Source organism: Kocuria salsicia (genome assembly GCF_039532055.1).
Taxonomy (GTDB): domain Bacteria; phylum Actinomycetota; class Actinomycetes; order Actinomycetales; family Micrococcaceae; genus Kocuria; species Kocuria salsicia.
In genome coordinates this window covers 58,956-79,147 of record NZ_BAAARF010000012.1, presented here as the reverse complement: position 1 = coordinate 79,147, position 20,192 = coordinate 58,956, and the positions used below count along the sequence as shown (strand labels likewise).

At 70.3% G+C, this 20,192-nt stretch carries 20 protein-coding genes and 1 riboswitch; of the genes, 16 read left to right on the top strand and 4 right to left on the bottom strand.

The window, feature by feature from the left end; genetic code table 11:
* Positions 1-7: 7 nt before the first annotated feature.
* A riboswitch (SAM riboswitch) is annotated at positions 8-122 on the top strand.
* A gap of 94 nt (positions 123-216) precedes the next feature.
* From ABD264_RS10275 to ABD264_RS10245, 7 genes are all read left to right on the top strand, one after another.
* On the top strand, positions 217-1,101 hold the full coding sequence (locus ABD264_RS10275; RefSeq protein ID WP_303106083.1) for a MetQ/NlpA family ABC transporter substrate-binding protein: 885 nt from the start codon (positions 217-219) through the stop codon (positions 1,099-1,101).
* Positions 1,098-2,153, top strand: a complete 1,056-nt coding sequence (locus tag ABD264_RS10270; RefSeq protein ID WP_094393641.1) for a methionine ABC transporter ATP-binding protein — start codon at positions 1,098-1,100, stop codon at positions 2,151-2,153. The genes ABD264_RS10275 and ABD264_RS10270 overlap by 4 nt, the downstream gene beginning before the upstream one ends.
* Complete coding sequence (locus tag ABD264_RS10265; protein WP_094394726.1) at positions 2,153-2,809, top strand: methionine ABC transporter permease; 657 nt, start codon at positions 2,153-2,155, stop codon at positions 2,807-2,809. The genes ABD264_RS10270 and ABD264_RS10265 overlap by 1 nt, the downstream gene beginning before the upstream one ends.
* A 177-nt stretch (positions 2,810-2,986) precedes the next feature.
* Positions 2,987-4,153: a flavodoxin-dependent (E)-4-hydroxy-3-methylbut-2-enyl-diphosphate synthase gene (ispG, locus tag ABD264_RS10260; protein WP_055083969.1), complete on the top strand. Its 1,167-nt coding sequence runs from the start codon at positions 2,987-2,989 to the stop codon at positions 4,151-4,153.
* Entirely contained in the window at positions 4,150-5,007 is an 858-nt protein-coding gene (locus ABD264_RS10255) for a GNAT family N-acetyltransferase (protein ID WP_303106084.1), read from the top strand. Before ispG ends, ABD264_RS10255 begins: the two co-directional genes overlap by 4 nt.
* Positions 5,008-5,179: 172 nt before the next feature.
* A complete protein-coding gene (locus ABD264_RS10250) occupies positions 5,180-7,000 on the top strand; it encodes a proline--tRNA ligase (protein WP_303106085.1) in 1,821 nt (606 codons plus the stop codon).
* Between the two features lie 23 nt (positions 7,001-7,023).
* A complete protein-coding gene (locus ABD264_RS10245; RefSeq protein WP_303106115.1) occupies positions 7,024-7,830 on the top strand; it encodes a sulfite exporter TauE/SafE family protein in 807 nt (268 codons plus the stop codon).
* 63 nt (positions 7,831-7,893) lie between these two features.
* On the opposite strand, the gene ABD264_RS10240 is transcribed toward ABD264_RS10245, so the two are convergent.
* On the bottom strand, positions 7,894-8,976 hold the full coding sequence (locus ABD264_RS10240; protein ID WP_303106086.1) for a hypothetical protein: 1,083 nt from the start codon (positions 8,974-8,976) through the stop codon (positions 7,894-7,896).
* Positions 8,977-9,078: 102 nt separating this feature from the next.
* Between ABD264_RS10240 and ABD264_RS10235 the strand changes: the two genes are divergently transcribed.
* The 9 genes from ABD264_RS10235 (at position 9,079) to ABD264_RS10195 (ending at position 17,880) form a co-directional block, all read left to right on the top strand.
* A complete protein-coding gene (locus ABD264_RS10235; protein WP_144942272.1) occupies positions 9,079-9,570 on the top strand; it encodes a ribosome maturation factor RimP in 492 nt (163 codons plus the stop codon).
* Between the two features lie 144 nt (positions 9,571-9,714).
* Positions 9,715-10,686, top strand: a complete 972-nt coding sequence (gene nusA, locus ABD264_RS10230) for a transcription termination factor NusA (protein ID WP_303106087.1) — start codon at positions 9,715-9,717, stop codon at positions 10,684-10,686.
* A 132-nt stretch (positions 10,687-10,818) separates the two neighbouring features.
* Positions 10,819-11,151 carry a YlxR family protein gene (locus ABD264_RS10225; RefSeq protein WP_344205906.1) on the top strand — a complete coding sequence of 111 codons (333 nt, stop codon included), beginning with the start codon at positions 10,819-10,821 and terminating at the stop codon, positions 11,149-11,151.
* A gap of 125 nt (positions 11,152-11,276) precedes the next feature.
* The gene (gene infB, locus ABD264_RS10220) at positions 11,277-14,183 is read left to right on the top strand and encodes a translation initiation factor IF-2 (protein WP_344205904.1); all 2,907 of its coding nucleotides are present in this window, start codon (positions 11,277-11,279) and stop codon (positions 14,181-14,183) included.
* A gap of 200 nt (positions 14,184-14,383) precedes the next feature.
* The gene (gene rbfA / locus ABD264_RS10215) at positions 14,384-14,848 is read left to right on the top strand and encodes a 30S ribosome-binding factor RbfA (protein WP_344205902.1); all 465 of its coding nucleotides are present in this window, start codon (positions 14,384-14,386) and stop codon (positions 14,846-14,848) included.
* 5 nt (positions 14,849-14,853) lie between these two features.
* On the top strand, positions 14,854-15,903 hold the full coding sequence (gene truB, locus ABD264_RS10210) for a tRNA pseudouridine(55) synthase TruB (protein ID WP_344205901.1): 1,050 nt from the start codon (positions 14,854-14,856) through the stop codon (positions 15,901-15,903).
* Positions 15,903-16,274, top strand: a complete 372-nt coding sequence (locus ABD264_RS10205) for a hypothetical protein (protein ID WP_144942266.1) — start codon at positions 15,903-15,905, stop codon at positions 16,272-16,274. The genes truB and ABD264_RS10205 overlap by 1 nt, the downstream gene beginning before the upstream one ends.
* A gap of 79 nt (positions 16,275-16,353) precedes the next feature.
* A complete protein-coding gene (locus tag ABD264_RS10200) occupies positions 16,354-16,821 on the top strand; it encodes a hypothetical protein (protein WP_144942265.1) in 468 nt (155 codons plus the stop codon).
* Positions 16,822-16,866: 45 nt separating this feature from the next.
* Positions 16,867-17,880: a bifunctional riboflavin kinase/FAD synthetase gene (locus ABD264_RS10195; protein ID WP_144942264.1), complete on the top strand. Its 1,014-nt coding sequence runs from the start codon at positions 16,867-16,869 to the stop codon at positions 17,878-17,880.
* A 26-nt stretch (positions 17,881-17,906) separates the two neighbouring features.
* Here ABD264_RS10195 and ABD264_RS10190 read toward each other — a convergent pair whose 3' ends face one another.
* The 3 genes from ABD264_RS10190 to ABD264_RS10180 all read right to left on the bottom strand — a co-directional run bounded on the left by ABD264_RS10190 (position 17,907) and on the right by ABD264_RS10180 (position 20,109).
* Positions 17,907-18,779: an aldo/keto reductase gene (locus tag ABD264_RS10190; protein WP_144942263.1), complete on the bottom strand. Its 873-nt coding sequence runs from the start codon at positions 18,777-18,779 to the stop codon at positions 17,907-17,909.
* A 137-nt stretch (positions 18,780-18,916) separates the two neighbouring features.
* Complete coding sequence (gene mtnN / locus ABD264_RS10185; protein WP_260983331.1) at positions 18,917-19,654, bottom strand: 5'-methylthioadenosine/S-adenosylhomocysteine nucleosidase; 738 nt, start codon at positions 19,652-19,654, stop codon at positions 18,917-18,919.
* Positions 19,651-20,109: an S-ribosylhomocysteine lyase gene (locus tag ABD264_RS10180; protein WP_144942261.1), complete on the bottom strand. Its 459-nt coding sequence runs from the start codon at positions 20,107-20,109 to the stop codon at positions 19,651-19,653. The genes mtnN and ABD264_RS10180 overlap by 4 nt, the downstream gene beginning before the upstream one ends.
* Between the last annotated feature and the right edge of the window lie 83 nt (positions 20,110-20,192).

Below are 20,192 nucleotides of genomic sequence, written 5' to 3'. Positions count from 1 at the left end.
CTGTGCGGATGACGAGATCCGGCGCGTAGCTCTGGCTGGCCGGACGGCAACCCTCTCCCGTAGCGGGGTGCCCCAGATGACCATCCGGCCGCGATTCGATGCGATCACGGCAAGTGCGGTTTTTCTCTGAAATGGCACATGCCTGATCTGCACCCTCCGTCCAGTGCGGGACCGTTTGCGCGGCGCAACCACTCCCGACCCTGGAAAGGCACGATCATGCGAACCAAGCGTCTGATTCCCCTCGTTCTGGCCACCACCCTGGGCCTCTCCCTGACCGCGTGCGGTGGCGGGTCCGACAACACGGACCCGGCCGCGGACGGCAAGATCACCATCGGCATCGTGGGGGCCACGCCGGTGCAGGACGCCCTCAAGGAAGTGGCCGCCGAGAACGACGTCACCGTGGAGTTCGTGGACTTCAGCGACTACAGCCAGCCGAACCCCGCGCTGAAGAGCGGCGACATCGACATGAACTGGTTCCAGCACATCGCGTACCTCGCGGACTACAACAACAACTCCGGGGACACCATCACCCCGGTGGGCTCCACCTCCATCTTCCCGCTGGGGCTGTACTCCAAGACGCTGAAGTCCGTTGACGACTTCAAGCAGGGGGACGAGATCGCGGTTCCCAACGACTCGATCAACCTCTCCCGCTCGCTGAACCTGCTCAAGCAGCAGGGTCTGGTGAGCTTCACGAAGGACACGATCGCCCCCACCGAGCAGGACGTGGATACGGACAAGTCCAAGATCAAGGTGCGCCCGGTCTCTGCGGAGCAGACCGTGCTCTCGATGGACTCCGTGGCCGCCTCCGTGGTGAACAACGACTTCCTCGACCGTGCCAATCTCGAGCCCAAGTCCGCGCTGGCCCAGGACGACCCCACGGCGGACAGCGCCAAGGTGTACGACAACATCTTCGCGTCCACCGAGGCCAACGCGGACGACGAGACCCTGAAGAAGGTCGCCGGGTTCTACTACGACGACAAGGTCCAGGAGGCCGAGAAGAAGGAGACCAAGGGCACCGCGGTCCCCACCAAGGTGGACCAGCAGGAGCTCAAGGACCTCCTCACGCGCTACTCCCAGGACCTGAAGGACCAGACCAAGTGAGTGCAGCCCCCGCCGCCGGGGACACCCTGGTCAGCTTCCGCGACGTCAGCAAGGTCTTCACCACCGGGCCCAAGCGACGCCCCCGTGAGGTCACCGCCGTGGACGGTGTGACCCTGGACGTCAAGCGCGGGGAGATCTTCGCCGTGATCGGCTACTCGGGCGCGGGAAAGTCCACCCTGGTGCGGCTGATCAACGGTTTGGAGACCACCACGTCCGGCACCCTGGAGGTCGGTGGCCAGCAGGTCAGCGGCCGGTCGGAGACCCAGCTCGCCTCCGTGCGCCACAACATCGGGATGATCTTCCAGCAGTTCAACCTGTTCACCTCGCGCACCGTGGCCGGGAACATCGAGTACCCGCTGCGCCGGGCGGGGTGGAAGCCCGAGGAGCGCCGGGCACGTGTCACGGAGCTGCTCGAGTTCGTGGGGCTCACCGAGCGGGCCCGCAACTACCCGGAGCAGCTCTCGGGCGGGCAGAAGCAGCGCGTGGGCATTGCCCGGGCGCTCGCGTCCAACCCCGAGCTGCTGCTCGCGGACGAGTCCACCTCCGCGCTGGACCCCGAGACCACGCAGGAGGTTCTCGCGCTGCTGCGCCGGGTGAACCGCGAACTGGGGATCACCGTGGTGCTCATCACCCACGAGATGGACGTGGTGCGTGCCATCGCAGACCGCGTGGCCGTGATGGACAGCGGTCGCGTGGTCGAGGTGGGGACCACCGCAGACGTCTTCGCGCACCCGCAGGCCGAGACCACCCGCAAGTTCGTGGGTTCCGTGATGCACACGGTGCCCAACGCCGCGGAGGTCGAGAAGCTGCGCCGCGAGCACCCGGGACGGCTGGTCATGGTGGACGTGCGCGACCAGAACCGGATCGGCGAGGTGCTCTCGGACGCAGCACGCACGGACGTGCGCTTCAACATCGCCTTCGGAGGGATCTCCATCCTGCAGTCCAGGTCCTTCGGGACGCTCACGCTGTCCCTCACGGGCCCGCCGGACGCCGTCGAACGGACCGTCGATGCCCTCCGGGCGGTCACCAAGGTTGAGGAGGTGGCTGAGTGATGGAGTGGTCCACACTGGCACCGCAGCTGCTGAGCGCCACGGGGCTCACGCTCTACATGGTCACCGTGACCCTCGTGCTGGCCGGGTTCATCGGCCTGGCCGTGGGCATGGGGCTCTACGTGACCCGGCGAGGAAGCATCATGGAGAACGGGGCGGTCTTCACCGTCCTGAACCTCCTGGTGAACTTCGTGCGCCCGATCCCGTTCATCATCCTGCTGGCCGCCCTCGGCAAGCTCACGGAGAGCGTGGTGGGGACCCGGCTGGGCCCCAACGCCGCGATCTTCGCCATGACCATCGGGGCCACCTTCGCGGTGGCGCGGATCGTGGAGCAGAACCTCATGACGGTGGATCCCGGCGTGATCGAGGCGGCCCGCTCCATGGGCGTCTCGCGCTGGAAGATCATCACCACGGTGATCCTGCCCGAGGCACTGGGCCCGCTGGTCCTGGGCTACACGTTCCTGGTCATCGGCATCACGGACATGTCCGCGATGGCGGGCGCGATCGGCGCCGGCGGCCTGGGTGACTTCGCCCTGCGCCTGGGCTACCAGCGCTTCAACGACCAGGTGACGTGGGCCGCGGTGATCGTGATCATCATCCTGGTCCAGCTGGTGCAGTTCTTCGGCAACTGGCTCGCGCGCAGGATCATGCGCCGCTGAGGCGCCCCCGCGAGTTCCCGACGCCGCCCCGGCAGCCTGTGCGCTGCCGGGGCGTCGTGGTGTTCGGCGGGTCACGCGCGGCTGCCGCGTGTCGGACGAGTGGGGCACAATGGGGGAAGTCTTTCCCACGGGGCGCGTGTCGCGGGCCCCGCACGCCAAATTCCCTGGAGGAAATTCGTGACCTCGGTCAACCTCGGCATGCCGGCGGCACCCCAGCCGGTCCTCTCACCCAGGCGCCCGACCCGCCAGATCCGCGTGGGCTCGGTGGGTGTCGGCTCGCAGAGCCCCATCAGCGTCCAGTCGATGACCACCACTCCCACGACGAACATCAACGCCACGCTGCAGCAGATCGCGGAGCTCAACGCCGCGGGCTGCGACATCGTGCGCGTGGCGTGCCCGTCCCAGGACGACGCGGACGCCCTGCCGATCATCGCCATGAAGTCCCCGATCCCGGTGATCGCGGACATCCACTTCCAGCCGAAGTACGTCTACGCGGCCATCGACGCCGGGTGCGCGGGAGTTCGCGTGAACCCGGGCAACATCCGCAAGTTCGACGACCAGATCGAGGGCATCTCCCGCGCCGCGGAGGCGGCGGGGGTCTCCATCCGCATCGGCGTCAACGCCGGTTCCCTGGACAAGCGGCTGCTGCAGAAGTACGGCAAGGCCACCCCGGAGGCGCTCATGGAGTCCGCCGTGTGGGAGGCCTCGCTGTTCGAGCAGCACGACTTCCACGACTTCAAGATCTCCGTGAAGCACAACGACCCCGTGACCATGGTCCGCGCCTACCAGCTGCTGGCCGAGCGGGGGGACTGGCCCCTGCACCTCGGCGTGACCGAGGCCGGGCCGGCGCTGCAGGGAACGGTGAAGTCCGCCACCGCGTTCGGCATCCTGCTCTCCCAGGGCATCGGTGACACCATCCGCGTCTCCCTCTCCGCGCCGCCGGTGGAGGAGGTCAAGGTGGGCAACCAGATCCTGCAGTCCCTGGGGCTGCGCCCCCGCAAGCTGGAGATCGTCTCCTGCCCCTCGTGCGGGCGCGCCCAGGTGGACGTCTACAAGCTCGCCGAAGAGGTCAACGAGGGTCTCGCCCACCTCACGGTGCCGCTGCGCGTGGCCGTGATGGGCTGCGTCGTCAACGGACCGGGGGAGGCCCGTGAGGCGGACCTCGGCGTGGCCTCCGGCAACGGCAAGGGCCAGATCTTCGTCCGCGGCGAGGTCATCAAGACCGTTCCCGAGGACCAGATCGTGGAGACCTTGCTCGCCCAGGCCAACGAGATGGCCGAGGAGATGGGCGTGGACGAGAACGGCCAGCCCGTCGAGGGTGCCCCGGTCGTGACCGCCGGGTGATCCGACGCCGCGACCCGAGGCTGCTCCCGCCCGCCGCCGTGGGCCGGGGGGAGTTGGACCGGCTGCTCGACGAGCACGCCGTGTCCTCGGTGTTCGTGGCCGCCCACGTGGAGCGCATCCGTGACGGCGGCAGTGCGACGCCGCCCGTCTACGGCGTGCGGGGCCCGGACGGCCGGCTCGAGGGGGCGTGCTGGGTGGGCACGAACGTCGTCCCGATCGCCCTCGACGAGCGGGGAACGGACCTCGTCGCGGACCTCCTGCTGCGCGGCGGGCCCCGCTTCGCCTCCGTCTTCGGCCCGGCCGAGCCCGTGCTGGGGCTGTGGGACCGGGTGCGGGAGAACTGGCCCGCACCGTTCGACGTCCGCGCCCACCAGCCCCTGCTCGTGATGGATCGGGACCCCGCCCCGGCTCTGCTCGGTGGCACGGCCTCGCGCGTGCGCTGGGCGGGACCCGAGGAGTTCGACCGGGTGCTTCCCGCCGCCGTGGCGATGTTCACCGAGGAGGTGGGCTACTCGCCGCTGACCAGCGGGGCCGAGGGCTACCGACGACGCGTGCGCTCGCTGCTCGCGGAGGGTCGCACCGCGGTGCTGTGCGACGAGGACGGCACCGTGGTGTTCAAGGCGGACGTCGGCTCCCGGCACGGGCGCGTCTGCCAGATCCAGGGCGTGTGGATCCACCCCCGGTACCGCGGCCGCGGTCTGGCCGTGCCGTGCATGGCGGCCACCGTGGCCCTCGCCCGTGTCCGCACCCCGGTGGTGAGCCTCTACGTGAACTCCTTCAACGCCCCGGCCCTGGCCACCTACCGCCACGTGGGCTTCGAGCAGACCGGGGAGTTCGCAACCGTCCTGCTGTGAGGGACGGTCCTGCTGCCAGTGGCGCCGCCCGGCGAGCGGTGCCGTGCTGCGAGCGGCGTCGTGCGGCATGCGACGCCGTGCCGCCGTGAGCATCCCCGGGGCACAGCGATAGACTCCCAGGAGACATCCATTGCCCAGATCGGCCCGTTCCCCGGGCGGTTAGGACCTTTTCGTGCCGCTTCGCCTGAGCTCCCTTTTCCTGCGCACCCTGCGCGAAGACCCCGTGGACGCGGACGTCGACAGCCACAAGCTGCTCGTGCGTGCGGGCTACATCCGCCGCGCGGCGCCCGGGATCTACACGTGGCTGCCCCTCGGACTCGCGGTGCTGCGCCGTGTGGAGGGAATCGTGCGCGAGGAGATGAACGCGATCGGCGCGCAGGAGGTGCACTTCCCGGCGCTGCTGCCGCGTGAGCCCTACGAGACCACCAACCGGTGGACCGAGTACGGCGAGAACCTCTTCCGGCTGCAGGACCGCAAGGGCGCGGACTACCTGCTCGCGCCCACGCACGAGGAGATGTTCACCCTGCTGGTCAAGGACATGTACTCGTCCTACAAGGACCTGCCCGTGTCCCTCTACCAGATCCAGACGAAGTACCGGGACGAGGCCCGCCCCCGCGCCGGGCTGCTGCGCGGGCGCGAGTTCATCATGAAGGACTCCTACTCCTTCGACGTCGACGACGCCGGGCTGGACGAGTCCTACGCCAAGCACCGCGCCGCGTACGTGCGGATCTTCGAGCGGCTGGGTCTGCCGGTGGTGGCGGTCGCCGCGACCTCCGGTGCCATGGGCGGCTCCCGCTCCGAGGAGTTCATGCACCCCTCACTGGTGGGGGAGGACACGTTCGTGCGCACCGCGGGCGGCTTCGCGGCGAACGTCGAGGCCGTGACCACCGTGGCACCGGAGCCGCTCGACTACTCGCAGGCCCCGGCCGCGCAGGTGCACCGCACGCCGTCGAGCCCCACGATCGACACGCTCGTGGAGCGCTCCAACGAGCTGCACCCCCGCGAGGGCGAGCCCTGGACCGCCGCGGACACCCTGAAGAACGTGGTGCTGTCGGTGACGCTGCCGGACGGCACGAAGCAGCTCGTGGCCGTGGGCGTCCCCGGGGACCGGGAGATCGACCTCAAGCGCGTGGAGGCCGGCATCGGCACCGCCCTGGGACAGGGCGGTGAGCTCGAGGTGGCCGCCGCGAGCGAGGAGCAGCTGCGGGCCGTCCCCCAGCTCGTGAAGGGCTACATCGGTCCGGGGCTGAGCACGGACGAGCCCCTGCTGGGCGAGAAGTCCGCCACCGGCATCCCGTTCTTCGTGGACCCCCGCGTGGTTCCCGGAACCGCCTGGATCACGGGCGCGAACCTGGCGGAGAGCCACGTGTACGGGCTCGTGGCGGAGCGCGACTTCACGTGGGACGGCACGCTGGAAGCCTGCGCGGTGCGCGAGGGCGACGCCGCCCCGGACGGCTCCGGACCGCTGGAGATCGCGCGCGGCATCGAGATGGGCCACGTCTTCCAGCTCGGCCGCAAGTACGCGGAGTCCCTGGGGCTGAAGGTCCTCGACAGCAACGGCAAGCTCGTGACCGTGACCATGGGCTCGTACGGCATCGGCGTGACCCGCGCGCTCGCGGCCATCGCGGAGCACTACCACGACGACAAGGGCCTAGTGTGGCCCCGCAACATCAGCCCCGCCGACGTCCACGTGGTGGCCACGGGCAAGGGCGCGGAGATCCTGGAGGCCGCAGAGGAAATCGTTGCGGAGCTGGAGTCCGCCGGGATCACGGTCGTGTTCGACGACCGTCCCAAGGTCTCCCCGGGCGTGAAGTTCCGGGATGCAGAGCTGCTGGGCGTGCCCACCGTGCTCGTGGTGGGTCGCGGTCTGCAGGACGGTGTGCTGGAGCTCAAGGACCGCGGCACCGGCACCAGCCGCGACATCGCACGCGACGACGTGGTCGGAGAGATCACTGCCGAGGTCCGGGGCGACGCCCCGGGCGTCGGTCGCTGAGTCCGCTCGGAACGGGCGGGGTGGTGGATCTCTCCTTCCTCGCGGGCTCGGGGCTGGACACCGCGACCCCCGGTCTCCTGCTGCTGCTCGTGCTCACCGGCCTCGCCGCGGGGTTCATCGACGCCGTGGTGGGTGGCGGTGGACTCCTGCAGCTGCCCGTGACGCTGATGCTCCCGGGGCTCACCCCGGTGCAGGCACTGGCCACGAACAAGATGGGCTCGGTCTTCGGAACGGCCACCTCCGCCGTGACGTTCCACCGCCGCATCCATCCGGACCTGCTCACGGCGCTGCCCATGGCGGCGGCGGCCTTCGTGGCCGCAGGGGCGGGCGCGGCCGTGGCGGCGGCGCTGCCAGCCGGGGTGTTCAAGCCGATCATCGTGGTGGCGCTCGTCGCGGTTCTGGCGTTCACGGTGGCGAAGCCGTCGATGGGCCGGTTCACCGACCTGCGGCACAGCGGCGCCCGGCACTACGGCCTGGCCGTCCTGCTGGGCGCCGTGATCGGCTTCTACGACGGCGTCATGGGACCGGGCACCGGCTCGTTCCTCATCATCGGCCTCGTCTCGCTGCTCGGCTACAGCTTCATGCAAGCCAGTGCGAAGGCAAAGATCGCGAACCTGGCGACGAACCTCGGTGCTCTCCTGGTGTTCGGGGCCCACGGGTCGATCCTGTGGGGACTGGGGCTGGTGCTGGGGCTGAGCAACATGGCGGGCGGGTACATCGGCGCGCGCACGGCGGTGGCCCGGGGCAACTCGTTCCTCCGCGTGGTGTTCTTCGCTGTGGTCTCGGTGCTGATCGTGAAGCTCGGCTGGGACGTGCTCACCGGCCACTGATCCGGGTTCCCGCCTGGTGGACGGCGACGTCGCGCCGGATCGGATGCGCGGGCGCCCCCGGGGTCAGCCGCGACCGGGCAGCGCGGCCACGGGTTTCTGGGGGTCCAGCCGCTGCGCGCCGTGCGCAGTGTCCTGCAGGATGCCCAGCCACCAGGAGCGCTGCCCGGCGGTGCTGGTGGCCACGGCCCGTACAACCGCCTCGCTCGCCTCCCGCTCTGCCGTGCCCGTCGCACGGACGGGATCCGCGGTGAACCCCTCGGGGAGGTCGTACCACGCTGCCACCGGGCCGGGATCGCAGCCGAGCAGGCCCGCGGCACGCCCGTCCTCGAGCGCGTGGTGGAGCCGTGCGACGGTGGCGTCCACATCTGCCCGCGCGGCGTCCCCGGTGGAGATCCGCGCCTGGGCGGCCTCGGCAACGAACTGCGCGCGGTCCACGGCGGTCACGGCCGCGAGCTGCTCGGGCTCGCAGCCCTCCGGCCCAGCGGGTGTCGCCGAAGCCGAGGGTGAGCCGCTGCCCGCGGCCTCTCCGGCCGCACCCTCACCATCCGAAGCTCCACCGGCCGCACCCTTGCCGGTCGTAGCTCCATCGTCCGTCGCCTCGCTGGTCTCCGACCCGCCGGTTGAGGAGGAGGCGTCCGCGGCCCACCACGATGCCGCGACGGCCGAGAGCGACGCCGCGAGGTCGCCGTCGTGCACATCGTCCGCGGCCTCGGCGAGCCGTCCCGCGGCGTCCGAGAGACTCTCCACCGCGGGGGCGTGCTCGCCGCGCTCCGCCATGCGCCGGGTCTGCGACGGCGTGGCCGGGGGTCCGAGCTCGTCGAGCTGACGGTCGAGGACCGCGTCCGGAAGCAGGGAGCCGTCCGCGAGCAGGGCCGTGTCCGGACGGGGGGAATCGTCCGCGGGTGCGGTGCTGTCCGAGGGCTTCGCACTGCCCGCCTGCGCGGAGGACGCGGAGGACCCCGGGTGCAGCTGGGCGCGCACGGACTCGGCGGTGGCTCGGGCTGCGAGCCGGGCGGCGTCGTCGTCCGACAGCGGCCGCCAGTGCGCCCAGAGACCGGCGGCCACCACGAGCAGCAGGAGGACGGCGAGAACCGCGGCCGCGGTGCGCCAGCTCCGCTCGCGGGGCATGGACGGGTGAGAACTCACGAATTCCTCCGGGGGACGGGTCTGCTCCATGATAGGGAGAAGCGCCGCCCGGCAGAGGCCGCCCGTGCGGCGGACGACACGAACCACAGGAGACGAGAACCCATGACGTCGCACGAGAATGCCACCATCCGCAAGACCGTGGCCCCGGTGGTCGAGGCCGCGGGGCTCTTCCTCGAGGAGTGCGAGCTCACGGGGGAGGGCGGCACGCGCACGCTGCGAGTGCTCGTTGACGTGACCGAGGGCACGGAATCCCTGGACCTCGACGGCGTGGCGGCCGTCGCGCGCGAGATCTCCGACGCTCTGGACCGTGAGGACCCGGTGCCCGGCCCGCCCTATGAGCTCGAGGTCTCCACCCCCGGTGCCACGCGCTCGCTCGAGACCCCGCGGCACTGGCGCCGCAACGTGGGCCGGCTGGTGCGGGTCCGCCCGCTCGAGGGCGAGCGCTACACGGCCCGGCTGCTCGAGGCGCACGAGGACCACGCCGTGCTGCAGCGCTGGCACCAGCCCAAGAAGGGGATGCCCGTGAAGTACCTGGACCCGGAGGACGTGGCCTACGACGAGGTGCGCTCGGCGAAGGTGGAGGTCGAGATCTGACGTCCCCGCGGGGATGTACGATTACCGCAACAGAACACGACGAACACCACGCCGCAGCGCACCGCACGACACGTGCGGCGCGCTGTTTGGTTCCCGGCCCCACCCGGAACGGAACCCGGCGCGGTGCGAGGGAAGGCGGGACACATGGACATCGACATGAGCACACTGCGGCTGCTGGAGCGCGAACGCGACATCCCGGTGGACGTGCTGATCCCCACCATAGAGCAGGCGCTGCTGCTCGCCTACATGCGTTCCCCCGGTGCCATCAACGGCGCTCGGGCAGAGGTGGAGCGCCGCTCCGGGCACGTGACCATCTGGGCGCCGGAGCTGGACGACGAGGACCACCGGATCGGTGAGTTCGACGACACCCCGGCCGGCTTCGGACGCATCGCCGCGGCTACGGCCCGGCAGGTCATCCTGCAGAAGCTGCGGGACGTCGAGGACGACAACGTGCTGGGCCACTTCAAGGGCCGCGAGGGCGAGCTCGTCTCCGGCCAGATCCAGCAGGGCAACAACCCCAAAATGGTGCAGGTGAACCTGGGCACCGTCGAGGCGCTGCTGCCGCCGCACGAGCAGGTCCCCGGGGAGACCTACAAGCACGGCGACCGCATCCGCGCCCTCGTGGTTGAGGCGAAGCGCGGCTTCAAGGGCCCGTCTATCACCCTGTCCCGGTCGCACCCGGACCTCGTTCGCCGACTCTTCGAGATGGAGGTCCCGGAGATCGCGGACGGCTCCGTGGAGATCGTGACCCTGGCTCGCGAGGCCGGTCACCGCACCAAGATGGCGGTAGTCGCCACCCGCCCAGGAGCCAACGCCAAGGGCGCCTGCATCGGTGACATGGGCTCCCGTGTGCGCGCGGTGATGAACGAGCTCGGGGAGGAGAAGATCGACATCATCGACTACTCGCAGGACCCCGCCACGTTCATCGCGAACGCCCTGTCCCCCTCCCGCGTGAGCCGTGTGGAGGTCCTGGACGAGGCGGGGCGCTCGGCGCGCGCCGTCGTCCCGGACTCGCAGCTCTCGCTGGCGATCGGCAAGGAGGGGCAGAACGCCCGTCTCGCCGCACGCCTGACCGGTTGGGGGATCGATATCGTCGCGGAGTCCAAGGCCCAGTGAGCCTCGCGGCGCGGTGATTCGGGCGATTCCCCGGCGGCGCGCTAGACTGTGGTCTGATCAGGCAGACCATCTCTCGTGATCCTGCACGTCCGCGTGCTCGGGGGAGCGGGTTGTGGATCATGAGGAGCGTGGATGAGCACTGCGAGTCTGCGCACCTGCGTGGGATGCCGAATCGTCGCACCACCTGATCAACTCGTCCGCGTGACGATGGAGGAAACCCCTCACGGCCCCCGGGCCGTGGCGGACCCCCACCGCCGACTGGGAGGTCGAGGAGCCTGGGTGCACGCCACCCGGCAGTGCGTCGAGCAGGCGATCCGGAGGCGGGCGCTGAACCGTTCGTTCCGGGCGGCCGTCTCGACGGACGACCTCGCGGAGCGGCTCCGCGTCCTCCTGCCGGCGCAGGAGGACGAACACAAGGAAAGCGAGTCAGAAGACCATGGAAAACCGATGAGTGCCGGCCGATGAGTACTCATACGTACTCACCCCGCCGCCACGCGGGACGCGTGAGCACCATGCCCGTGTCCGGTGGTTGCGTCAACGGAAGATAAACGGTTCGTACCTGTTTCGGTGCGAGCTGAGACAGGAGAACAGTGGCCAAGCCCCGTGTCCACGAGCTCGCGAAAGAGCTCGGAATCACGTCCAAGGAAGCAATTTCCAAACTTCAAGAACTCGGCGAATTCGTTCGCGGCGCCTCCTCCACGGTAGAGCCGCCCGTCGCCAAGAAGCTGCGTTCCGCCTTCCCCACTGGCGGGGAGAGCGCGAACCAGTCCAAGCCCGCCGCAGGTCGTGGCAACTCCGCGCAGGCGGCACCTTCGCAGGGTGCCCGCAAGCCGGCGGCGGCCGGACCCAAGCCCGGCGGCCGGACCCACTCCAAGCCGGAGTCCGGCGCGGCGAAGCCCGCGCCGTCCGCTCCGGGCTCCCCGAACCCTGCGGCGAAAGCGGCACCCGCCTCCGAGCAGGCAGCACCCGCGCAGACCTCCGGTTCCCAGGAGCCCACCGACTCCTCGGCGTCCGCCACGCCGCGTTCGAGCGCCGCACCCGCACCCCGCTCTGACGCACCCAAGCCGGGTGGCGCCAAGCCGGGCCAGTCCGCGCCGCGTCCGGGCAACAACCCGTACGCATCGCAGCAGGGCATGGGCCGCAGCGGCGAGGGCGGCCAGCGTGGCGGGGCTTCCCGTCCCGGTCAGCAGCGCTCGGCCAAGCCCGGTGCCCCGCGCCCCGGCAACAACCCGTTCGCACCCCAGCAGGGCATGCGCTCGAGCGGCTCCGGCCAGGGCGGTCCCCGCCCCGGTGGTCCCCGCCCGGGTGGGCCCCGTCCCGCTCAGGCGGGTCAGGGTGGCCCGCGTCCCGGCGCTCCCCGCACGGGTGCGCCTCGCCAGGGTCAGGGCGGTCCTCGCCCCGGTGGTCCCCGCCCCTCGCCGAACATGATGCCCGGCCACACGACCGGTGTCGCCCCGATCGGTAGCCGTCCGGCTCCCGGCTCGGGTCCGCGCCGCGGTGGGGGCGGACCCGGCGGCACGGGTGGTCCCGGCGGCGGTTTCCGCGGTCGTGGTGGTCGTGGTGGCACGCAGGGTGCATTCGGCCGCGGTGGAGCCCGTGGCAAGCACCGCAAGTCGAAGCGGGCGAAGCGCCAGGAGCTCGAGCAGATGTCGGCACCCGCCGTCGGCGGTGTGTCGGTTCCCCACGGCGACGGCAGCACCGTGGTGCGCCTGCGCCGCGGCGCGTCCCTCATGGACTTCGCGGAGAAGATCAACGCGAACCCGGCGTCGCTGGTGACCGTGCTCATCCACCTGGGTGAGATGGCCACGCAGACGCAGTCCCTCGACGAGGAGACGTTCCAGCTGCTGGGTGCCGAGCTCGGCTACCAGATCCAGGTGGTCTCGCCGGAGGACGAGGAGCGCGAGCTGCTCGAGTCCTTCGACATCGACCTCGACGCCGAGCTGGAGGCGGAGGGCGAGGACGTCCTCGCGCCGCGGCCCCCGGTCGTCACGGTCATGGGCCACGTGGACCACGGCAAGACCCGTCTGCTGGACGCGATCCGCAACACCAAGGTGATCGAGGGCGAGGCCGGCGGCATCACCCAGCACATCGGTGCGTACCAGATCGCCACGGAGGTGGAGGGCCAGCAACGGCTCATCACGTTCATCGACACCCCGGGTCACGAGGCGTTCACCGCCATGCGTGCCCGTGGTGCCCAGGTCACGGACATCGCCGTGCTGGTGGTCGCCGCGGACGACGGCGTCATGCCGCAGACCGTGGAGGCGCTGAACCATGCCCAGGCGGCGAACGTGCCGATCGTCGTCGCGGTCAACAAGGTGGACAAGCCTGACGCCAACCCGGAGAAGATCCGCGGCCAGCTCACCGAGTACGGTCTCGTGCCCGAGGAGTACGGCGGAGACACCATGTTCGTGGACGTCTCCGCCCGCGAGAGCCTCAACATCGAGGAACTCCTGGACGCGATCGTGCTTACCGCGGACGGTGCCCTGGAGCTGCAGGCCAACCCGAACAAGAACGCCCGCGGTGTGGCCATCGAGGCCAACCTGGACAAGGGCCGCGGCGCGGTCTGCACGGTGCTGGTCCAGTCCGGCACGCTGAAGGTGGGCGACTCGATCGTCGCCGGTGCGGCCTACGGCCGCGTTCGTGCGATGTTCGACGACACGGGAAACACGGTCGAGGCGGCGCTGCCGTCCAGCCCGGTGCAGGTCCTGGGTCTGTCCACCGTGCCGCGAGCCGGTGACACCTTCCTGTCCACGCAGGAGGAGCGCACCGCCCGTCAGATCGCCGAAAAGCGTGAGGCCGCGGACCGCAACGCCGCACTGGCGAAGCGCCGCAAGCGCATCACCCTCGAGTCCTTCGACGAGGCCGTGGCGGAGGGCAAGATCGACACCCTCAACCTCATCATCAAGGGCGACGTGTCCGGTGCCGTGGAGGCGCTCGAGGACTCACTCCTCAAGATCGACGTGGGGGATGAGGTCCAGTTGCGCGTGATCCACCGCGGTGTGGGCGCCATCACGCAGAACGACGTGAACCTGGCCACGGTGGACAACGCCGTGATCATCGGCTTCAACGTCCGTCCCGCGGAGCGCGTCACGGACCTCGCCGAGCGCGAAGGCGTGGAGATGAAGTTCTACTCCGTCATCTACAACGCGATCGACGACGTCGAAAGCGCGCTGAAGGGCATGCTGAAGCCGGAGTACGAGGAGGTGGAGCTCGGCACCGCCGAGGTCCGCGAGGTGTTCCGCTCCTCCAAGTGGGGCAACATCGCCGGTGCCTACGTCACCAAGGGTGTTGTGCGCCGCAACGGCAAGGCCCGCCTGGTGCGCGACGGCAACGTGGTGCAGGACAACCTCACCATCGACTCGCTGCGCCGTTTCAAGGATGACGCCACCGAGGTGCGTGAGGGCTACGAGTGCGGTATCGGACTCGGCTCCTTCAACGACATCCACGAGGGTGACATCATCGAGACCTGGGAGATGCGCGAGAAGCCGCGCGACTGACAGGTCGTCCCTCCCGTCCCCGACCTGCCGGTCCGGGGGCGGGCGGAACCGCGCGGCCGGGTGCCCGGGTGACCGGGTGCCCGGCCGCGTCCCGCGGTCCGTGCCTCACGGGCGGACCGTTCCGGGTGGGCCCCGCCCTGGCGAGGCCACCCCACGACTGTGCGACGCCGCGGCGTCGCCCGAGGACGAGGAGCACCACCATGGCCGACGCCGCACGCGCCGCCCGCCTGGCCGATCGCATCAAGGTGATCGTGGCCCAGGCACTCGAACGCCGCATCAAGGACCCGCGGGTCGGTTTCGTGACGGTCACGGACGCCCGCGTCACCAGCGACCTGCAGCACGCCACCGTCTACTACACCGTGTACGGGGACGAGACGCAGCGCGAGGAGACCGCCCGCGCCCTGGAGTCCGCGAAGGGCATCCTGCGCTCTGAGGTGGGCAAGAACATCACAGCTCGCCTGACCCCCACGCTGACCTTCGTGGCGGACGAGATCCCTGCCGACGCCGAGCGGCTGGAGTCGCTGCTGCGCACCGCCCGCGAGCAGGACGCCCGCGTGGCCGAGCAGGCCGAGGGCGCGCAGTACGCCGCGGGGGAGGACGCCTACCGCACCTCCGAGGACGAGGCGCAGGGCGACGTCGCCCCCGAGAGCCGGTCGCAGGACTGAACCCGGTGACCGCGCGAGAAGACGTTCCGAGCCCGGCACCCTCTCTCCCGAGGGTGGCCGGGCTCGTCGTCGTGGACAAGCCGCTCGGCTGGACCTCCCACGACGTGGTCTCACGGATGCGCCGCCTGGCGGGCACGCGGAAGGTGGGCCACGCGGGCACGCTGGACCCCGCGGCGTCGGGCGTACTCGTGCTCGGGGTCGAGAGGGCCACCAAGCTGCTCACCTACGTCACGGGCGCGGACAAGACCTACGAGACCACCATCCGCCTGGGGGCGGCCACGGTCACCGACGACGCCGAGGGTGACGTCATGCGCCAGGCCCCGCCAGAGCGGCTCGAGGCCCTCACGGAGGAGCAGGTCCGCGCTGCGGTGGGGAAGCTGACCGGTGAGATCCAGCAGGTCCCCTCGTCTGTGAGCGCCATCAAGGTCAACGGCGAGCGCTCCTACGCCCGGGTCCGCAGGGGCGAGGACGTGGAGCTCGCGGCGCGTCCCGTCACCGTGCGGGAGTTCACGGTGCACACCGTCACCCGGTCCACGGACGCCGCGGCGGTGGACCTCACTGCCACGGTGACCTGCACCTCCGGCACGTACATCCGCGCCCTGGCACGGGACCTGGGCGAGGCGCTCGGGGTGGGTGGGCACCTCATGGCGCTGCGCCGCACGCGCGTGGGCTCCTTCACGCTCGAGCAGGCCCACACCCTCGAGGAGCTCGCCGAGCAGGTCCGCTCCGGGGGCACGGTGAGCACGGTGCCCCTGGACATCGCGGCACGCGGCCTCTTCCCCGTGCGCGAGCTGAGCGCGGTACAGGCCACCGACCTCTCACACGGGCGCAGGATCGCCGCCGAGGGGAAAACCCTGGCCGTCTCCGGGGACTCGGGTGACGGTGTCGTCGCCTGCTTTGCCCCGGACGGAACCCTGGTGGCGCTGGCCGAGGAGCGGGGCCGGGGCGAGAAGCGCTACGCGACGTCGGTGCTCGGCATCGCAGCGGGCGTGACCTTCACGGATCCCGCCGAGGTCTCCACAAACAACGAACCCGGCTCAGAGGGGAAGTCCTGATGCTGTGGGGCTACGACGGCTGGTTCTGGGCCTCCGCGGTGCTCGGCGCGCTCTCGTGCCTGGTGTGCGTGGTGCAGGCCCTGCGCGGACGCGTACCGGACGACTACTCGCAGGGCTCCGTGCTGCTCCTCGAGGGTTTCCTGCTCGCCTACGCGATCGGTTCCTTGCTGCTTCCCGTGCTCGGCCCGCCCGCCTCCGGCAGCGTGCTCGAGTACTGGGGCTACCTGCTCACCGCGCTGCTCATCCCGGCGGGAACCTTCGTGTGGTCTCTCGTGGAGCGCTCCCGGTGGTCCACGCTGATCCTGGGGGCCGCGGGGCCCGTGGTGGTCGTGATGGTCTACCGCATGAACTTCATCTGGTACTACCAGTGACCCCATCGACCCCACTGACCCCACTGACCCCACTGACCCCGGTGGCGCCGGCCGGCGCCCGCGTGACGAAAGGACGGCCATGGACCCCGAGTCCTCCCACTCCACGCTGCAGAAGCGTTTCGGCGGTTCGATGCACACCCGGCGCACCGACCGCAAGAGTTCCGGCTTCGGGCGCGTACTGATTGTCGTGTACGGGATCTTCTCGCTCTCCGCCGGTGTGCGATCGCTGTACCAGCTGGCCACCGAGTTCAGCATGGCACCCGTGGCCATCCTGCTCTCCACACTGTCCGCGGCGATCTACGTTCTCGCCACCGTGGCGCTGACGAAGACCGGTCCCGGCTGGCACGCAGTGGCCACGTGGGCCGTGGGTGCGGAGCTCCTGGGTGTCCTGGGCGTGGGAGCGCTCAGCATGTTCGAACCGCAGCTGTTCCCCAAGGCAAGCGTGTGGTCCGAATTCGGAGCGGGGTACGGCTACGTGCCGCTCGTGCTGCCCGTGGTGGGCCTCGCGTGGCTGTGGATGACGCGGCCCTCCCGCGGTGAGCGGTAGGCTCTAGACGGTGCGCCCCGCACTCGACGAACGACGAGGAGAACTGTGATTCGCTGGAGAAGCCTGGACGAAGTCACCCCCGGTTTCGGTCCCTCCGTGGTGACGATCGGGAACTTCGACGGTGTCCACCGCGGACACCAGCGAGTCTTCGCGCGCCTGCTCGACGTCGCCCGGTCCCACCACGCGCGCTCGGTGGTCGTGACCTTCGATCCTCACCCGGCCCTCGTGCACAGGCCCGATTCGCACCCCGGTCTGATCATGGGCCCGGAGGACAAGCTGGACGCCCTCGAGGAGACCGGTGTGGACGCCGTCCTCGTGCTGCCCTACAGCCTCGAGTTTTCCGAGCTGACCCCGCAGCAGTTCGTGGTCGACTACCTCGTCAAGCCCCTGGGTGCGGTGTGCCTGGTCATCGGCTCGGACGTTCGGCTTGGGCGGGACAACACCGGAGATCTCAGGGCGATCACCGAGCTCGGCCGGGAACACGGCTTCGAGGTCGTGGTCGTGGACGACGTCCGTGGCACCGTGCCGGACGAGGAGGATCCGCAGGAGCAGCCAGCGGACCGCCGCGCCGAGCGCCGCTGCTCCTCCACCTGGGTGCGCTCATGCCTTGACGCCGGTGACGTGCGTGGGGCCGCGCAGCTGCTCGGACGACCCCACCGCATGCGCGGGGAAGTGGTCCACGGCGCCGCGAGGGGACGCGAACTCGGTTTCCCCACCGCCAACCTTGCGCCCGACGCGTCGGGGTTCATCCCGGCGGACGGTGTCTACGCCGGCTGGCTCGTGGACGAGGAGGGCACCCGGTGGCCCACGGCCATCTCGGTCGGCTCCAACCCCACGTTCGACGGTGTCTCCCGCCAGGTGGAGGCCCACGTAATCGACCGCCCGGAGGAGACGGTGGAGGACTTCAACCTCTACGGCTCCACGGTGGTCGTCGAGTTCGTGGAACGTCTTCGCGGCATGGTGGCCTACCGGGGCGTCGACGCCCTCGTCGCGCAGATGCGCGAGGACGTCAGCCGCTCGCGGGAGATCCTGCGCGCAGAGGGCCGCGGAACGGACTGAGTCCCGCGGCCCCGCTCACGACCGGGTCACATCTCCTCGTGCACCGAGGGATCGAAGCCTGACCCGCTGATCCCGGTGTGCATCATGCGCAGCCGCTCCATCTGCGCGTCGGTGAGCTCCCAGTCGAACACGTCGATGTTCTCCGCCATGCGCTGCGTGTTCGAGGACTTGGGGATCGGCACGATGCCGGACTGCACGTGCCAGCGCAGCACCACCTGGGCGGGGCTGCGACCGTGCTTGCGGGCGATCTCCTCGAGCCACTCGCTCTGCAAGAGGTCCGTCTTGCGGCCCAGCGGGGACCACGCCTCGGTGAGGATCCGGTGCTCCTCGTGGAAGCGGCGCAGCGCCTCCTGCTGGTACTGGGGGTGCAGCTCCACCTGGTTCACCACGGGCATCTCACCGGACTCGCGCTCGAGGCGCTGCAGGTGCTCGGGCAGGAAGTTGGACACGCCCACGGAACGCACCAGTCCCTCCTCACGCGCCTCGAGCATGGTCTGCCACGTCTGCACGTATCGGTCCTGGACCGGGTTGGGCCAGTGGATGAGGTAGAGGTCCAGGTAGTCGGTTCCGAGCCGCTCGAGGGTGCCCTCCAGCGACCGGCGCACGGAGTCCGTGCCGTGGTCCCGGCCCGGCAGCTTGGACGTGAGGAAGAGCTCCTCCCTGGGCATGTGGCTGTAGCGGACGCCCTGGCCCACTCCGCGTTCGTTGCCGTAGTTCACGGCGGTGTCGATCAGCCGGTACCCGCGCCAGACAGCCTCCGGGATCAGCGTCTCCGCCTCGGCGTCGTCCATCGGGTAGGTGCCGAAACCCAGCTGGGGGATCCGCTTGCCGTCCCGAAGCACGTGCCAGGGGACGTCCGGGGCGGCGTCCTTGAGGTCCTTGGTCTTCTCGTCGCTCATCTCTTCCTCGTTCTCCTTGACATCACAGTGGGCCCTCACCGCAGGGTATCCCGCGGGGCTGGTCACGCTCCCATCGCACACTCCGGCGCACCTCGCGCCGTCCCAACCGACGGGACCTGCTGACGGGCCTCGCGGTCTCACGCGGTGGGCAGGCTCCGCAGCAGGTGCAGGACGGCGTCCGCGCTGGTGCGCGCCACGACGTCGAGTTCCATGTGGAACTGCTGCCCGGCGGCCGGACCGCACAGGTCCGACACGCTGCGCAGCGCCGTAAACTCACGGCCCCGCGTGTGGCACACCTGTGCGAGCGCGGTGGTTTCCATGTCCGTGCTCAGCGCCGCGGGGAACGTCTCGCGGGCGGCGCCCACGTTCTGCGCCGTCACGAAGGACCCCCCGGAGAGCATCTCGCCGCGCCACAGAACGCGTCCCTCGGGTGCGGGCAGCGCGCTCGCGGCGGCCACGAGTTCCTCAGACGCCGGGTACGACGCCGGCATGCCCGGAACCTGGCCCGGCGCGTAGCCGAAGGCGGTGGCGTCCGCGTCCGTGTAACGGAACCCGGTGCCGAGCACGAGGTCGCCCACGTTCACGTCCGAGCGCAGCCCGCCGCACGAACCGGCGGAGACCACCACGGCGGGGTCGAAGAGCTCGAGCACCGCGCTGAGGGCCGACGCCGCGTTGACCAGCCCGATCCCGGTGCGCACCAGGAGCACCGGGCGCCCGTCGAGCTCCAGCGCGTACGTCTCGGCCGTGCCGATCGGCTGGGGCGCGGTGCACCTGGCAGTCGCGGCGTCCAGGAACGGGGCGGCCTCCTCGGGCATGGCGACGAACACCGCGGGGGCGCCGACGCACGCGGCGAAGGATGCGGCGTCGTCGCTCACCGCGTGACCTCGTCCCAGTGGGCGCGCTCGGCCAGGAAGCCTCGCACAGCGTCCTGTGCCCCGCTCAGGCTGTGGTTCTGACCCCATCCGCACTGCACCTCGTTCGCGGCGGGGACTTCCGTGGCATCCATGATGTCCCGGAAGGTGAGCTCCAGCAGCCGCTCGAACTCCTCGGTCTCTACACCAAGCATCAGCGCGTAGAAACCGGTCTGGCAGCCCATGGGGGAGAAGTCGATCAGGGCGTCCGTGTGGTTGCGCATGTGCTCCGCCGTGAGGTGCTCGATGGAGTGCACGGTGGGCATCTCCAGGTGACCCCGGTTGGGCTGGGTGAAACGGACGTCGTACTTCACGAGCGTGTCACCGCCCGGCAGCTGCTTGCGGTCGGCCACCCGCACGTAGGGTGCCGCCACCGTGCGGTGGTCCAGGTTGAATGATTCGACGTTCATCTTCTGCATGCGGCCATTCTTCCAGCTCCGGCGGACACGCACAGCGAGCGCACCGGGGCGGACGCGCCGGCTTGACTCGTCCGCTAAACTAG

Excerpts from the sequence above, each read along its gene's own strand:
- ABD264_RS10200 (WP_144942265.1), top strand. The coding sequence starts at position 16,354 with ATGGACCCCGAGTCCTCCCACTCCACGCTGCAGAAGCGTTTCGGCGGT.
- ABD264_RS10180 (WP_144942261.1), bottom strand. The coding sequence starts at position 20,109 with ATGCAGAAGATGAACGTCGAATCATTCAACCTGGACCACCGCACGGTG.
- rbfA (WP_344205902.1), top strand. The coding sequence starts at position 14,384 with ATGGCCGACGCCGCACGCGCCGCCCGCCTGGCCGATCGCATCAAGGTG.
- ABD264_RS10190 (WP_144942263.1), bottom strand. The coding sequence starts at position 18,779 with ATGAGCGACGAGAAGACCAAGGACCTCAAGGACGCCGCCCCGGACGTC.
- ABD264_RS10265 (WP_094394726.1), top strand. The coding sequence starts at position 2,153 with ATGGAGTGGTCCACACTGGCACCGCAGCTGCTGAGCGCCACGGGGCTC.
- ABD264_RS10205 (WP_144942266.1), top strand. The coding sequence starts at position 15,903 with ATGCTGTGGGGCTACGACGGCTGGTTCTGGGCCTCCGCGGTGCTCGGC.
- ABD264_RS10235 (WP_144942272.1), top strand. The coding sequence starts at position 9,079 with ATGACGTCGCACGAGAATGCCACCATCCGCAAGACCGTGGCCCCGGTG.
- nusA (WP_303106087.1), top strand. The coding sequence starts at position 9,715 with ATGGACATCGACATGAGCACACTGCGGCTGCTGGAGCGCGAACGCGAC.
- ABD264_RS10225 (WP_344205906.1), top strand. The coding sequence starts at position 10,819 with ATGAGCACTGCGAGTCTGCGCACCTGCGTGGGATGCCGAATCGTCGCA.
- ABD264_RS10275 (WP_303106083.1), top strand. The coding sequence starts at position 217 with ATGCGAACCAAGCGTCTGATTCCCCTCGTTCTGGCCACCACCCTGGGC.